The sequence below is a fragment of the Paenibacillus glycinis genome (genome assembly GCF_009909185.1).
Lineage (GTDB): Bacteria > Bacillota > Bacilli > Paenibacillales > Paenibacillaceae > Paenibacillus_Z > Paenibacillus_Z glycinis.
The window spans coordinates 614,467-628,172 of record NZ_JAAAMV010000001.1 but is presented as its reverse complement, the minus strand read 5'-3'; the positions used below and the strand labels follow the sequence as shown (position 1 = coordinate 628,172).

The 13,706-nt window shown below is 58.1% G+C and carries 14 protein-coding genes and 1 other RNA gene; 13 read left to right on the top strand and 2 right to left on the bottom strand.

All coding sequences use genetic code 11. The annotated features are described in order from the left end of the window. From GT019_RS03030 to rnpB, 3 genes are all read left to right on the top strand, one after another. Complete coding sequence (locus tag GT019_RS03030) at positions 1–792, top strand: tRNA (adenine(22)-N(1))-methyltransferase (protein WP_161741024.1); 792 nt, start codon at positions 1–3, stop codon at positions 790–792. Further along, complete coding sequence (locus GT019_RS03025) at positions 756–1,877, top strand: Nif3-like dinuclear metal center hexameric protein (RefSeq protein WP_161741022.1); 1,122 nt, start codon at positions 756–758, stop codon at positions 1,875–1,877. Before GT019_RS03030 ends, GT019_RS03025 begins: the two co-directional genes overlap by 37 nt. A gap of 124 nt (positions 1,878–2,001) precedes the next feature. Then, positions 2,002–2,408, top strand: an RNA gene (gene rnpB, locus GT019_RS03020) — RNase P RNA component class A. 73 nt (positions 2,409–2,481) lie between these two features. On the opposite strand, the gene GT019_RS03015 is transcribed toward rnpB, so the two are convergent. After that, positions 2,482–4,350 carry a S8 family peptidase gene (locus GT019_RS03015; protein WP_161741019.1) on the bottom strand — a complete coding sequence of 623 codons (1,869 nt, stop codon included), beginning with the start codon at positions 4,348–4,350 and terminating at the stop codon, positions 2,482–2,484. A gap of 201 nt (positions 4,351–4,551) precedes the next feature. On the opposite strand from GT019_RS03015, the gene GT019_RS03010 reads away from it, so the two are divergent. The 8 genes from GT019_RS03010 (at position 4,552) to GT019_RS02975 (ending at position 11,398) form a co-directional block, all read left to right on the top strand. After that, a complete protein-coding gene (locus tag GT019_RS03010; RefSeq protein WP_161741017.1) occupies positions 4,552–5,052 on the top strand; it encodes a YpuI family protein in 501 nt (166 codons plus the stop codon). Between the two features lie 53 nt (positions 5,053–5,105). After that, a complete protein-coding gene (locus GT019_RS03005) occupies positions 5,106–5,318 on the top strand; it encodes a DUF1540 domain-containing protein (RefSeq protein ID WP_161741015.1) in 213 nt (70 codons plus the stop codon). Positions 5,319–5,324: 6 nt separating this feature from the next. Continuing rightward, positions 5,325–5,747 (top strand): DUF4190 domain-containing protein, encoded by a 423-nt coding sequence (locus GT019_RS03000; protein WP_161741013.1) that lies wholly within the window; start codon positions 5,325–5,327, stop codon positions 5,745–5,747. A 150-nt stretch (positions 5,748–5,897) separates the two neighbouring features. Next, on the top strand, positions 5,898–6,599 hold the full coding sequence (locus GT019_RS02995) for a lytic transglycosylase domain-containing protein (RefSeq protein WP_161741011.1): 702 nt from the start codon (positions 5,898–5,900) through the stop codon (positions 6,597–6,599). A 144-nt stretch (positions 6,600–6,743) separates the two neighbouring features. After that, positions 6,744–7,913 carry a cysteine desulfurase family protein gene (locus tag GT019_RS02990; protein WP_161741009.1) on the top strand — a complete coding sequence of 390 codons (1,170 nt, stop codon included), beginning with the start codon at positions 6,744–6,746 and terminating at the stop codon, positions 7,911–7,913. Positions 7,914–7,917: 4 nt separating this feature from the next. After that, positions 7,918–9,138, top strand: coding sequence for a tRNA uracil 4-sulfurtransferase ThiI (thiI, locus tag GT019_RS02985; protein WP_161741007.1), 1,221 nt, complete (start codon positions 7,918–7,920; stop codon positions 9,136–9,138). A 144-nt stretch (positions 9,139–9,282) separates the two neighbouring features. Continuing rightward, positions 9,283–9,882: a TetR/AcrR family transcriptional regulator gene (locus GT019_RS02980; protein WP_161741005.1), complete on the top strand. Its 600-nt coding sequence runs from the start codon at positions 9,283–9,285 to the stop codon at positions 9,880–9,882. 19 nt (positions 9,883–9,901) lie between these two features. Further along, positions 9,902–11,398 (top strand): MDR family MFS transporter, encoded by a 1,497-nt coding sequence (locus GT019_RS02975; protein ID WP_161741003.1) that lies wholly within the window; start codon positions 9,902–9,904, stop codon positions 11,396–11,398. Positions 11,399–11,506: 108 nt separating this feature from the next. On the opposite strand, the gene GT019_RS02970 is transcribed toward GT019_RS02975, so the two are convergent. Then, a complete protein-coding gene (locus GT019_RS02970; protein ID WP_161741001.1) occupies positions 11,507–12,208 on the bottom strand; it encodes a TerC family protein in 702 nt (233 codons plus the stop codon). 245 nt (positions 12,209–12,453) lie between these two features. Between GT019_RS02970 and GT019_RS02965 the strand changes: the two genes are divergently transcribed. After that, the gene (locus GT019_RS02965; RefSeq protein WP_161740999.1) at positions 12,454–13,125 is read left to right on the top strand and encodes a TerC family protein; all 672 of its coding nucleotides are present in this window, start codon (positions 12,454–12,456) and stop codon (positions 13,123–13,125) included. Between the two features lie 94 nt (positions 13,126–13,219). Beyond that, positions 13,220–13,702, top strand: coding sequence for a hypothetical protein (locus GT019_RS02960; protein WP_161740997.1), 483 nt, complete (start codon positions 13,220–13,222; stop codon positions 13,700–13,702). The last annotated feature ends 4 nt before the right edge of the window (positions 13,703–13,706 follow it).

Below are 13,706 nucleotides of genomic sequence, written 5' to 3'. Positions count from 1 at the left end.
ATGATAAAGCTATCAAAACGATTACAGACGATCGCCGATCGGGTAACGGCTGGCGCGCGCGCGGCGGATATCGGTTCCGACCATGCGCTGCTGCCGGTATACCTGCTGCAAGCCGGCAAGTGCCCGTCGGCAATCGCCGGAGAGCTTAACACAGGGCCGCTTCAGGCAGCCAGAAAGCAGATTGCCGAGGCGGGATTGACGAAGGCCATCGCGGCCAGGCAAGGAAACGGACTGGCCGTCCTGGAGCCGGGCGAAGCGGATACCGTCACGATCGCGGGCATGGGCGGCAGCCTGATGGCGGAGATTCTGGAGACGGGACGCCAAGCGGGCAAGCTGGAAGGCGTCAGGGAATTGGTGCTTCAGCCGAACGTCGGCGAGGAGATCGTCCGCAGATGGCTGACGGAACAGGGGTATGTGCTGCAAAGCGAATCGCTGCTCGAAGAGGACGGAAAGCTCTACGAGGTCCTTCATGCCCTGCGGGAGTCCGACAGTCCCGATGACGTCACGAACGAATGGCTGTACGACCCGTCCTTCTTGTCCGTCCAGCTGGGCGAAGCGGAGAAGCGGGATTGGTTGTACCGCATGGGCCCTTACTTGCTTCGGGAGCGAGAAGAGCTGCTGCATGGCAAATGGCGCCATGAATACGCCAAACTGGCGCGAATCTGCGCGCAGCTGGAGCAGTCGGAGCTCCCGGAATCGAGAGAGAAAGAAGCGCAGCTGCGCAAGGAAATGAACGCCATCGAGGAGGTGCTGTCATGTTTGCGAACGGCCAAACCGTCGTCCAGCTCCTAGAGCAGCTGGCGCCGAAGCATATCGCCATGGAAAACGACAAAATCGGCCTTCAGCTCGGCACGCTTCAGAAGGAAGTGACCAAAGTGCTCGTCGCGCTGGACGTTACGCCCGAGGTCGTGGACGAAGCGATCGCGGACGGCGCGGAATTGATCGTCGCGCATCATGCGATCATCTACCGGCCGCTCGCGAAGCTCGATACGTCGACGCCTGCCGGCAAGCTGTACGAAAAGCTGATCAAGCACGATATCGCCGTCTATATTGCGCATACCAATCTGGACGTCGCCGACGGCGGGATCAACGATTGGATGGCGGACATGCTCGGCTTGCCGGCGGAAGGACGCGCTTCGCTGGAGGACGTGCACACGGACAAGCTGCTCAAGCTCGTCGTTTTCGTTCCGGAGACGCATCACGAGCAGGTGCTGCAGGCTATCTGGAATGCCGGGGCCGGTCAAATCGGCGGCTACAGCCACTGCAGCTTCAATATCGCGGGTACGGGGACGTTCAAGCCGGGCGACGGCGCGCAGCCGTTCATCGGCGAGACGGGACGCCTCGAGCGCGTCCAGGAAGTCAGGGTCGAGACGATCGTCCCTCACAGCGCACACCGCAAGGTCGTGCAGGCGATGCTGAAGGCGCATCCCTACGAGGAGGTGGCCTACGACCTCTATCCCGTCGAGCTGAAGGGCCGCGTCTTCGGCTTGGGCCGCGTCGGCAAGCTGCCGCAGCCGGTTACGCTGGGCGAGCTTGCGGCCAGAGCCAAAGCCGCCTTCGACGTGCCGATGCTGCGCCTGGTCGGCGACCCGGAGCGAATGGTACGCAAGGTCGCCGTGCTCGGCGGTTCAGGCTCGCGGTATATTCGGCATGCGTCCTTTGCCGGAGCCGACGTGCTCGTCACGGGCGATATCGATTACCACACGGCCCATGACGCGTTGGCCGCGGGTCTCGCGATTATCGATCCCGGCCATAATATCGAGAAGCTCATGAAGCCGCGCCTCGCCGAATGGCTGCGCCAAGAGCTGGCGCAGCGCAAGTACGCGACGGAAGCGATTGCCTCGCAGGTCGATACGGAACCCTTCCAATTTTTATAGAAGACGAAGCGCAAATAGTGCTTCGGGACGGCCATATTTTCTGTCCGGAAGGAGAAAAGGCAGTCCAATCGGCTTTTCCGCCTTGAGGTTTGGCCCGGTTCTTAGTATACTATTGATTACGCGGAAAGTTTGACAGACAATCGCTGGCGGCCTTGTTGCCGCGAGAGGAAAGTCCGGGCTCCGTAGGGCAAAGATGCTGGATAACGTCCAGTCGGCGCGAGCCGAAGGATAGTGCCACAGAAATGGACCGCCGATGGCCGTGCTTAGCGCGGCACAGGCAAGGGTGGAACCGTGGTGTAAGAGACCACGAGGACCGTTGGTGACAACGGTGCTGGTAAACCCCATCTGGAGCAAGACCGAGAGAACGTAGCAGCTTCGCGCTGCACCCCTGCCCGGGGCTCGTTCGGGTTGGTCGCTTGAGCTGCTCAGCAATGAACGGCCTAGATAGATGATTGTCGCTTCACAAGTGGGAGGGTAGTTCCCGTTCATACCACGAGAGGCACAGAACCCGGCTTACGGCAAGCTTTCCAAACGCTCAAATAACCCGCAAGGCTTTATGCCTTGCGGGTTATTTCGTCTTGATGCGGAATATCGGCTTGCTCGGCTAGCTGTATTTGCGCGCGATCCGCTCGAGGCGGCGCTCGACCTGCTGCGGAAACTGCTGCAGGGACACGTTGGATTGGCGAGCGGCCAGCAGCGCGCGGTCGATATCGATTTGGCCGTATCCGAAATACTTGTCTTTGCCTTTGTCGCCGAGGTCCTTGGCCGATTTGCGGATGATGTCCATCACCTCGTCGTTGGTAAGTCCGGGATTGATGGAGCGTATGAGCCCGGCTAACGCGGCGACATGGGGACTAGCCATCGACGTGCCGGACAACGCGGCGTACTGGCTGCCCGGATAGGTGCTTGCGATGGTCATGCCGGGCGCGGCGACGTCGATGTAGTCGCCGTAATTGGAGAACGGCGAGCGCGTGCCGTCCGCGTTGGTGGATGCGACAGCGAGCACCTCCGGATAAGCGGCGGGATAACCCGGCCGATTCGTGTTGTCGTTGCCGCTGGCCGCGACGAGGACGACATCCTTGTCATGGGCGTATTTGATGGCATCGTGCAGGAATTGGGCTTCGGCATAGTTGCCGAGGCTCATGTTGATGACTTTGATGCCGTGATCGGCTGCCCAGATGATGCCTTGGGCAACGGAATAGGTCGATCCGGCGCCGGAGGAATCGAGCACCTTGATCGGCACGATTTTGTTGTACCACGTCAGGCCCGCCACGCCTTCGCCGTTATTGACGGAGGCCGCGATGATGCCGGATACGTGCGTCCCATGGCCGACGTCGTCGTCGGGCGGGGAGGTTTCGTCGACCAAGTTGGTGCCCTTGTCGATTTTGCCGATCAGATCGGGATGATCCGCCTGCACGCCCGTATCCAGCACGCCGATCCGCACTTGATCGCTGCCCTTGGACACATTCCAGCCTTTCTCCGCTTCGATGACCGGCAGGTTCCACTGGTATTGGGCGTACAGCGCGTCGTTCGGCGTGAGCGCGGCATCCGGGTCGGCCGCCATGCTGACGCCGGGGAGGTCGTTGGTCATGTAGAGATAGTGGGGTTCGACGTAAGCGACGTTCCAATTGCTTTTGAAATACCGCATCATGTCGTCGGCTTCCATGGCGCGCGAACGGAAGACGTACGTATAGCCCAGCTTTCTCGCGGATATCGCCGTGATGTCCTGCTGGATCCGGGCCATCTCGCCGGCGGTCGGATGCTGCTTGAACCGGACGACGACTTCGTTGATATGGTAATGGCTGGCGTTCCCGTTGTCTTCGCCGCTGTCGACCGTGATATCGGTCGTGGAATTCGGTCTGACGGATTCGATCTTGTACTTGCCTTCGGCCGGATACGGCACGAGGCGGAGGTTGCGGCGTTGATGCCCTTCGACCTTCATGACGATGTCTTGCAGGAGCACGCCGACGATGCCGTCTCCTTGATGCTGCTTATCCGCTTCGCCGATGACCATGTAACGGTGACCGTTCGCCTGCAGCGCGGGGGACGCGTAATTTTTGCCGGCCATGACCTGCCTTTCGGCCTCGCGGATCAATCCGTTCAGCTTAGCCGAATTCGGCTTGTCGCCTTCCGCGATGCTGCCGCCCTGATGATGCCACCACACGTACACCATCTGCTTGTGCATGTTCATCATATGCCGGAGATGCTGCTTGTTCATCGGCATCGCCGCTTCGTGCCGAATCAGTTTCTGGAAATTGCGCGCGCACTCCGTCGTGCAGAGCAGCGCGGTCGCATCCATGTCGGATTTCACGGCGGCGAGCTTCATTTGGCGTTCTTTGTGCGCGTTCATCGTGCTGACCTGCGCGTTCTTCTGCGGGGCTTTGGCCGGTCCGCTGAACCATGGGGTAAGCGGAATAAGAAAAGCGAGCGCGGCAAGTACGGCAAACCAGCCGATCCATTTACGTCGAGTCATATCGTCTAATCCTCCCTGTTTGGCGCTGCAAGATGCGAAAGTCATGAAACCCAGCCATCTCTTCTTGGCTTTAGAGTGACGTGCGCCGGACGAAAATATACGGCGGACCGGGTCAAGACGGAGTACCATCTATTCCAATTTTGTGGTACGATGTTGATGATTTAAGTACTGTTTGCGATGATGAAAGGGGATCTACCAATCATGCCTTCGACTAACGTCAAAGCGATTAGCGAATCTACTCGAGAAAAATTAAAACTTGCCATCGGCCAACTGGAATCGTTTCTGAACGAAAACGCCGTGCCCCAGCTCATTGCTGAAGACCAAGGAAACGACTCGGAGCTTTTTTATAAAGGTTTGCTGTCCGATCTCCGTCATATGCTCGTGTTCTCCGAAGTGGCGTACGAGAAGCTCGGCGTTGCGCTGAGACGTCCTAATTTCGATACTGATTTCGCGGAGAGAGCGCTTTACGAAGTGTACCATCAATGCGTCAACGCATTTTTCTATCCGAAGAACGAATGCTATTCGGAAGACGGACGTTACGCGTATACCGGACAAGATGCCATCCGTTTCCGCAAGAAACCGGTTCGCGCGGGACGCGACATCGTATTGTCCGTCTCCAAAGTGTTCGAGGAGCTTCGCGACGACCTGTCTTATTACGAAAGTGATTACATGACGCAGCGCCGCATGCAAGGACAAAAATAAGGCAGACATAACTCACCCCCGGTACGGGCAACTTGATACCGGGGGTGATTTTTATGCCGAATGGCGTAAGCTGCAGCGTTGCGAACTGCTCCTTCTGGAAAGAGGGCAATGCGTGCGGCGCCGAGAAAATTCAGGTCGATATCGACCGCCATGCCGAGGTTGATTTCGGGTCCGAGTTTGCCGGAGAAGGATTTGGTCACGAGCATCAAGACAAAGCCGAAAACAGTGCGTCCACATGCTGCCATACCTTTAAAGCAAAGGAGTGAGGCCGAATGGAACGCGAAGGCGAACAGGAAACGCGCGAACGGTCGGAAAGCCGCCCGCATGACGATTCGGCGGCGAATCCGCTGTACCATCCCGACATGAAAGCTTATCATGAGGAATCGGCGGCCGAAATCGCGGTTCCGCCCTCATCAATGCGGGATTATTATCCGGACCAAACCAGCAACAAGCTGACGAACGATGCCGTTCGCGAGACGAAGTCCGCCGGTGTCGCGACAGGCTGGGCGGCCTTGATTTTGGCCGTGATGTCTTGGATCGTTTGGCCCATCATACTGGGCGCAACCGCGGTCGTGGTCGGCTTCATCGCGTACTGGCAGGGCGCTCGCGGTTTCGGTATCACGTCGATCGTGCTCGGCATGATCGCGGTCGTGGCTTATCTGGTCCTCGTACCTCTTTATTATGCGATAACATGACAGTCGAGCCGGCGAACAATGCTTCGCCGGCTTTTCTTATTGGATTCGACATGGGTCTAACGACTCACTGGCATAAAAGCCCGGCAAGTTGTAAAATAGTGTTAAACCTTGTCGAATCAAAGCGGAACGTGATGGAGGCAAACATAAAAGATGAGCATTGATCCACGAATAATGAAATCGCTGCTTCAGCTTCAATTTCTGCCGAGCTTGGATTTGAACGGCAACGACAATGTATTGTCCGCGGCATCCGGCACGGACGGCTCGTCGATGTTCGACTCGCTGCTCCAGCAATACATGGCCGGCGGATCGGGCAACGATCCCGCGTTGGACGATCCGGCCGCGTATTCCGGCTTGCTGTCGCTCGGCGGCATGAACGCGCTTGCCCCGATGCTGGGCCAGATGGAGGCCCAACCGGCCGATATCGCCGGCAGCGGTTCGGCCGACTACGATGCGCTCATTCAACAGGCTGCCGCCAAATACGGCATCGATCCGACGCTGATCAAAGCCGTCATACATACGGAATCTTCCTATAATCCCAGCGCGGAATCGTCGGCCGGCGCCAAAGGGCTGATGCAGCTAATGGACGGTACGGCCCGCAGTCTCGGCGTGACGGATTCGTTCGATCCGCAGCAGAACATCGAGGGCGGCACCAAATTCCTCGCCTATCTGCTGGACAAATACGGCGGCAACGAACAGGCCGCCTTGGCGGCATACAACGCCGGTCCCGGCCGCGTGGACCGCGCGGGCATTCAGACGAACGACGACTTCCAGGCGCTGATGGACCGCTTGCCGGAAGAGACGCGGCAATACGTTTCGAAAGTGCTGAACGCGCAGACCGGGTTTTTGGCGTAAAGCAAGCAACGACAGGTTAATCGGAGATCGCGGAATAGGCTGAAACGGCAGCATCGTGCGCCGGCTTCGGTTCTGTTCCGTTGATCTCCTTTTCGTTTCTATGCGATACTAATAGGAAACGCGAACGCGAAAGGAAACACGAACATGCATTACTTCGATCACTGCGCTTCGACGCCGCCGCATGAAGAAGTCATCCGGACGATGGCGGAGATCATGGCCAAGCATTACGCGAACCCGTCTTCGCTTCACCGAGGCGGACAAGAGGCAAGAAACTTGCTGGAGCGTGCCAGGACGGTCATCGCCGGATCCTTTGCCGGCACGGACGCCGGCGACTGGATATTCACCTCAGGCGGCACGGAGAGCAATAATATGGCGATCATCGGCGCGGCCAGGAGCATGATCAGAAAAGGCAAGCATCTGATTACGTCGGCGGTGGAGCATCCATCCGTGTACGATACATGCAAGCAATTGGAACGGGAAGGGTGGTCGGTGACGTACTTGCCGGCCAGCGAGGCGGGCCTCGTAACCGCCGCCGACGTGGAGTCCGCGCTGACCGGGGAGACGTCGCTCGTGAGCATCATGCACGTGAACAACGAAGTCGGATCGGTCATGCCGATCGCGGACATCGGCGCCATGCTGAAACGGCATGGCAATATCGCCTTCCATGTCGACGGCGTGCAGAGCGTCGGCAAGATGCCGGTCGACCTCGCGGGCAGCCGAATCGACCTCTTCTCGGCATCCGCCCATAAGGTAGGAGGGCCGAGGGGCGTCGGACTGCTTTACATTCGTCCTGGCCTGCAGCTTGCCTCGGTATACAGCGGCGGCGGGCAGGAACGGGACCTGCGCCCTGGTACGGAGAACGTACCGGCCATCGTCGCCGCGGCCAAGGCGTTCCGGCTTGCCGTCGAAGGCCAGCCGGCAAGGGCGCAGCGGATGCATGCGCTGCGGCAACGCCTGCTTGCCTGCGTCGCGGGCATGCCCGAGCTCGCGATCAACGGAAGCGCGGATGGCGAGATCGGCGGACAGGCTGCTCCCAATATCGTGAACTTCTCGTATCCCGGCATGAAACCGGAGGTCATCGTCCATATGCTGGATAAGCACGGGATACTGGCTTCCACCAAATCCGCCTGTTCCTCGAAGAGCGACGAACCCAGCCGGGTTCTGCTCGCGATGGGCCTTTCCCGGGAAAGGGCATCGAGCGGCATCCGCATCAGCTTCGGGGACGAGCACGGCGATACCGAGATCGATTGGCTTTGCGCGACGCTGAAGAAGGTCGTGCAGCAATTAAAACCGCTGGAACGAAAAGAGGGATGACGGCATGAATCCGGATATGATATTGATTCGTTTCGGCGAATTCACCATAAAAGGCAAGAACCGCGAAAAGTTCGACAAGCGGATGACGGAGCAGGTCAGAAAGGCGCTGTCGGCGTTTCCGCGCGCGGAAATCACCCGCGCCTACGGCCGCATCTATATCGTGCTGAACGGCGAATCCTACGAGGAGATGGCTCCCAAGCTGAAGGATATTTTCGGCATCGCTTCGTTCAGCCCAATCCGCAGGTCGGCGAGCGAGCTGGAAGCGATCAGGAGCGCCGCGCTCGACGTCATGCGCGCGCTGCCGAAGCAGCCGGAGACGTTCAAAGTATCCGTGCGCCGCGTGGACAAGGAATTTCCGCATGATTCGCAGGAGATGAACCATTTGGTCGGCGGACATGTCCTGCGGGGGCTGCCGGGGCTTAAAGTGAACGTGCGCGAGCCCGAGGTCGAGCTCCGCGTCGAGATCCAGCCCGAAGGGACCTATGTTTTCAGCAGCGTCGTAACGGGCGCGGGCGGTTTTCCTTACGGCACGAACGGGAAAGCGCTGCTGCTGCTCTCGGGGGGCATAGACAGCCCCGTGGCCGGGTATTTGGCGATGAGGCAGGGCTTGGAGCTGGAAGCCGTCCACTATCACAGCTTTCCGTTCACGAGCGAGCAGGCGAAGGAGAAAGTAATCGAGCTGGTACGACGGCTGTCGCATTACACCGGGGCTTCGATCAAGCTGCATCTCGTCTCGTTTACCGACATCCAAACCGCCATCGCGCAGAGCAATCATAATTCGCTCATCATTACGCTGATGCGGCGCTCCATGCTTCGGATCGCCGAGCGTCTGGCGGAGAGGCGCGAGGCGCTGGGCTTGGTAACGGGAGACAGCCTGGGCCAAGTCGCCAGCCAGACGCTGAGCAGCATGAACGTCATCGGCCGCACGGCGGAGCTGCCGCTGCTGAGGCCGCTCGTCACGATGGACAAGAACGAGATCATTCGCATCGCCAGAACCATCGGCACGTACGAAACGTCCATTTTGCCGTACGAGGACTGCTGCACCTTGTTCGTGCCGAAAAATCCGACGACGAATCCGAATCTCGCCGTCGTGGAGAAGGCGGAGGAAAGCATCGCCTCGCTCGATGCGATGATCGAACAGGCGGTCGCGACGACGGAAACGCTGACCATTACCCCGGATTGGCGAACCGCGGTCGAAACCGCTGGGCAAGACGACTGGTTTTAACTCGGATAACGGGAGCCGCATGAACTCATCTTAAGGATGGGCGCATCGCGGCTCCTTTTCATTTGACAAAGGCGACGTGTCGGAGTATATTTTAAACATTGTTTAAATCATTGTTTAAAACATCGTTTAACGATACGGATCGGAGTGATTCCCTCGACGAAAGAAAAAATTCTCGCCGCCACTTTGGAACTGATCAAAGCCGAAGGCCTCGACGGCGTTACGATTCGCAAAATCGCCGGACTGGCGGGCGCGAACGTGGCGCTCGTCAATTATTACTTCGGCTCGAAAGAAAAGCTGATCAGCGAAACGCTGAAGCTGCAGCTTCATTCGTTCCGTGCCGCTTTCTCCGTTTTTGACGAAACGGACCTGCCGCCGCTCGCGCGAATGAAGAAATTCATGCTTTCCTATACATCTTCGCTGCAGGAGCACCCCGAGCTGATCAAACGGCTTCTCGGCCAGGAACATTTTTTTGAATCCCAGACGGAATATGCCGAGTTTCTCAAGGTCCAGGGGTTCGAGAAGCTGGGCGCCACGTTGACGGAAATCATCGGACCTTCCAGCCGGGACACCGTCCTGCTCATGTTCCAGCAGATGTTCGCGGCGATTTTGTCGCCCATCATCAAGGCCAGCTTCGCGAACAAGGCCGAGAAGATGGAGGCGCAGGGTTTTCAAATCGCCGCTTCCGTGGAGGAGCAGATCGACTTCTTCCTGGATCATTATTTTTACAAATATACCGCTCGCTGAGCAGAAAGCAGAGGCTCTTATGTCCGCTCGTACACAAACTTCACCGCAAAAGGGCGGCGGCGACGATTTTTCGCTCAAAGCCATCCTTCCTCCGCTGCTTGCGATCATCGTGGGCATGATCATGGTTATTCTCGACAGCACGGTCGTGAACAACGCGATTCCGAAGCTCGTCGAATATTTCGGAACGGATCTCAAGACCATCCAATGGACGGTTACCGGCTACACGCTGGCACTATCCGCCGTCATTCCGCTAGCCGGTTGGCTGACCGACAAATTCGGTTCCAAGCAAATTTTCCTGCTCACGATCGCCTTGTTCACGATCGGTTCGGTCTTGTGCGGCATCGCGCAAACGCCGGAGCAGCTCATTCTTTTCCGGGTTATTCAAGGCTTGGGCGGCGGCATGGTCGCTCCGATCGGGATGGCGATGGTATTCAAGCTCGCGCCTGCCGAGCGCCGCGGCTCCATCATGGGCATGCTCGGGATTCCGATGCTCATGGCGCCGGCTTTCGGTCCGGTTCTCTCGGGCTGGCTGGTCGATTCCGTGAGTTGGCATTGGATCTTCATCATTAACCTGCCGATCGGCATTATCGCCTTCTTCCTCGGAATCCGATACTTGCCGAAGACGGTTCGCCAAACGGCGCCTCATCTGGACGTAATCGGCATGTGCCTGGCCCCGATCGCGTTTGCCATGCTGGCTTACGGCGTGAGCGAGGGCGGCACGAGCTGGTCTTCGACGTCCACGATCACGGGCCTCGCCGTCGGCGGCGTCGCGCTGATCGCCTTCATCTTCGTCGAGCTGAGACAGAAGCAGCCGCTGCTGGAGCTGAAAGTGTTCAGATCCTCCGACTTTACGCGCAGCATCATCTTGACCTGGATCGTGCAGCTCGCTTTGTTCGGCGCGATGCTGATCGTGCCGCTTTACCTGCAGGGCGTAAAAGGCTATTCGGCGCTGGAGACCGGCTGGATTCTGATGCCGCAAGCGCTGTGCGCGGGGATCGGCATGCCGATCAGCGGCCGCTTGTTCGATAAAATCGGCGCGAGGCCGCTTGCTTTCTGCGGACTTGCCGCCGTATCCGTCGCGCTGTACATTCTTTCCGGCGTATCGGTCGATACCAGCCTTGGGCTTATTATCGTCTCGATCTGCTTGATGGGGCTCGGCATGGGCTTCTCGATGATGCCGCTCAACACGCATGTGCTGAACTCGGCGCCAAGGCGTCTGGTCAGCCGCGTAACGCCGCTCACGACGGCGGCGCAGCAAGTCGTCGTCTCGTTCGCCGTCGCCGGTCTGACGGGCTACCTGACGTCGCAGATCACTTCCCACTCGGCAGAGGCAGCCGCGGGCGCCAATCCGCTGACGGCGGTCGTCGCCGGATACGGCGATACGTTCTTCCTCTCCGCCTGCATCGCGACCGTCGGCGTGATCCTGTCCTTGATCCTTCGCAAGCCGAAGATGCGACCCGAGGATCAAACCGCCGGCGGGGAACAACCCGACGCGGCGATGATGATGGGACACTAAAGCCCGGCCGCATCCTTGTAATAGCTGAAAAAGATAACTAAAAAAGATCGCCCTCCGCGCGGAGGGCGATCTTTCGTTATGGGTCGGGTTTAGTTTGGACGAATGCGCTTAGTGGGATTCGCCGCTTTTTTCCATCCGCGACGCTCTGCCGCGCATGACGTTTTTGCGAAGTCCGAAAGCGATGACGGCCACGACGACCAGAATCATGAATGCCCACTCGAAAGCGGGGCTGCTGTTGAAGACATCTTCAAGGCGCTTCTCGTGCGTGATCATTTTAGCGGCCGTATAAGCGATGACGGACGAACCGATGTATACGATCCAAGGATAGCGGCCGATGATCTTGATGAACAGCGTGCTGCCCCAGACGACGATCGGAATGCTGATGACCAACCCCAGGACGACGAGCAGGATGCTGCCGTGCCCGGCTCCGGCTACGGCGATGACATTGTCGATGCCCATTGCGGCGTCCGCGATAATGATGGTTCGTATGGATTGCCACAACGTATTGCCGGCTTGTATGTCGCCGTGATCGCCCGAATCCACGAGCAGCTTGTAGGCGATCCACAGGAGCAGCACGCCACCTGCGACCATTAGCCAAGGAACTTGAAGAAGGTAGACGACCAGCACGGTCGCCACGGCCCGTATCCCGACCGCGCCGACCGTGCCCCAGATGACGGCTTTCTTTTGCTGCTCCTTCGGCAGCTTTCTTGCGGCGAGGCCGATGACGATGGCGTTGTCGCCGGCGAGGATCAGATCGATGAAGACAATCGTCACGAGTGCGGTAAGAAATTCAAGCGAGAATAATTCCATGGTTGGTTCAACACCCTTTCTGATTGCGAGAAACTTGACTTTCTCGTTCATACGGACGCCGGAAGAAAAAGATTCAAAAATTCGCAAACATAAGCTGTCCAACTGGGACATACCGTTCATAGACGGGACCTTTCTAGAATGAAAAGAAGCTTCGGATTTGCGTCCCGTCGTCCCGAGCGTGTATTTCAGAGCAAGAAAACGGCCGCGACCCGATCGTTGCCGTTTCTTCGCAGGAGGCGAACCGAATGGACAGCTTAATCGTATTCCTTCAAATCATGTTCATCAACGTGCTGTTAAGCGGCGATAATGCCGTCGTCATAGCGTTGGCAAGCCAGCAGCTGCCGCCCTCGCAGCGGCGCAAAGCGGTGTTGTGGGGGGCCGTGGCCGCGGTCGGACTGCGCTGCGCGCTCACGCTGGTCGCCTTGTCCTTGCTGCAGGTGCCTTATCTGCAGGCCGCCGGAAGCGTGCTGTTGTTCATGATCGCCGTCAAGCTCATCATGGACGCCTCGGACCACGCCCAGGAATTCCATGCCATGCGCAAAGTCGGCTCGCTCGCCGCCGCGGTACGGACGATCGTCATCGCGGATTTTATCATGAGCCTCGATAACGTGCTGGCCATCGCGGCCGTCGCGCAGGGCGAGCCCGTGCTTATTATGCTCGGCATCGTGCTCAGCATCCCGATGATCATATGGGGCAGCCAGCTCCTCAGCAACATGCTGCGCAAGTTTCCTTCGCTGGTATTTATCGGAGGCGGCCTGCTCGGTTACGCGTCGGGAGAGATGCTCGTCCATGATCCGGCGATCCACCGGATGCTGGCGGAAAACGCGGCCGTGCTGACGAAGGCGCTGCCTCTCTTTTTCGTGCCGCTGGTCATCATAGTGGCCCTGCTGCGAACAAAAAAGGGGCGAAACCTATAATTTTCAGTAATTTGCACTACTTTCACTGGTTTTTTGCCTGCCGTTCCATTACACTAGTAATGTTAAAAAAGTGTCGAGAGAAAGGAAATCAGGCATGTCGAAAAATCAATACACCGTCGGATTGCTTTTTTTGATCGCCGGCGCTGTGATTTTGCTCGGAAAATTGGGGCTGTTTGCGTTTATCGGCACAAACTTCTGGCCGCTTTTTCTGTTGATACCCGGCATTTTGCTGCACGTGCTGTTTTTCGGACGATTATTGCCTCCGTTCGTATTGATTCCCGGAGCGATTTTGACGATTAACGCCTTTATTTTTTTCTTTTGCATGGCGCTTGGATGGGGCAAGATGCATTATGTATGGCCTTTTATCATCCTCAGCGTCGCCGCCGGATTGTACGAATACCACCTCTTCGACACGTACCGTCCGAAGTTTCCGCTGACGCTCGCGATCGTGCTTGCGCTTGCCGCGGTTGCGTTTTTCATCATCATGCTAGTTTGGGGTTGGGGGTTGTACGTCATTGCCGTCTTCCTGATCGCAGTCGGCGCATGGCTGGTCGTCGGGCGTAAAGCCCGTTGGTAAGGAA

Bases quoted from the DNA above. Each gene is read 5' to 3' on its own strand.
- GT019_RS03030 (WP_161741024.1), top strand. From the start codon at position 1: ATGATAAAGCTATCAAAACGATTACAGACGATCGCCGATCGGGTAACG.
- GT019_RS03025 (WP_161741022.1), top strand. From the start codon at position 756: ATGTTTGCGAACGGCCAAACCGTCGTCCAGCTCCTAGAGCAGCTGGCG.
- GT019_RS03015 (WP_161741019.1), bottom strand. From the start codon at position 4,350: ATGACTCGACGTAAATGGATCGGCTGGTTTGCCGTACTTGCCGCGCTC.
- GT019_RS03010 (WP_161741017.1), top strand. From the start codon at position 4,552: ATGCCTTCGACTAACGTCAAAGCGATTAGCGAATCTACTCGAGAAAAA.
- GT019_RS03005 (WP_161741015.1), top strand. From the start codon at position 5,106: ATGCCGAATGGCGTAAGCTGCAGCGTTGCGAACTGCTCCTTCTGGAAA.
- GT019_RS03000 (WP_161741013.1), top strand. From the start codon at position 5,325: ATGGAACGCGAAGGCGAACAGGAAACGCGCGAACGGTCGGAAAGCCGC.
- GT019_RS02995 (WP_161741011.1), top strand. From the start codon at position 5,898: ATGAGCATTGATCCACGAATAATGAAATCGCTGCTTCAGCTTCAATTT.
- GT019_RS02990 (WP_161741009.1), top strand. From the start codon at position 6,744: ATGCATTACTTCGATCACTGCGCTTCGACGCCGCCGCATGAAGAAGTC.
- thiI (WP_161741007.1), top strand. From the start codon at position 7,918: ATGAATCCGGATATGATATTGATTCGTTTCGGCGAATTCACCATAAAA.
- GT019_RS02975 (WP_161741003.1), top strand. From the start codon at position 9,902: ATGTCCGCTCGTACACAAACTTCACCGCAAAAGGGCGGCGGCGACGAT.
- GT019_RS02970 (WP_161741001.1), bottom strand. From the start codon at position 12,208: ATGGAATTATTCTCGCTTGAATTTCTTACCGCACTCGTGACGATTGTC.
- GT019_RS02965 (WP_161740999.1), top strand. From the start codon at position 12,454: ATGGACAGCTTAATCGTATTCCTTCAAATCATGTTCATCAACGTGCTG.
- GT019_RS02960 (WP_161740997.1), top strand. From the start codon at position 13,220: ATGTCGAAAAATCAATACACCGTCGGATTGCTTTTTTTGATCGCCGGC.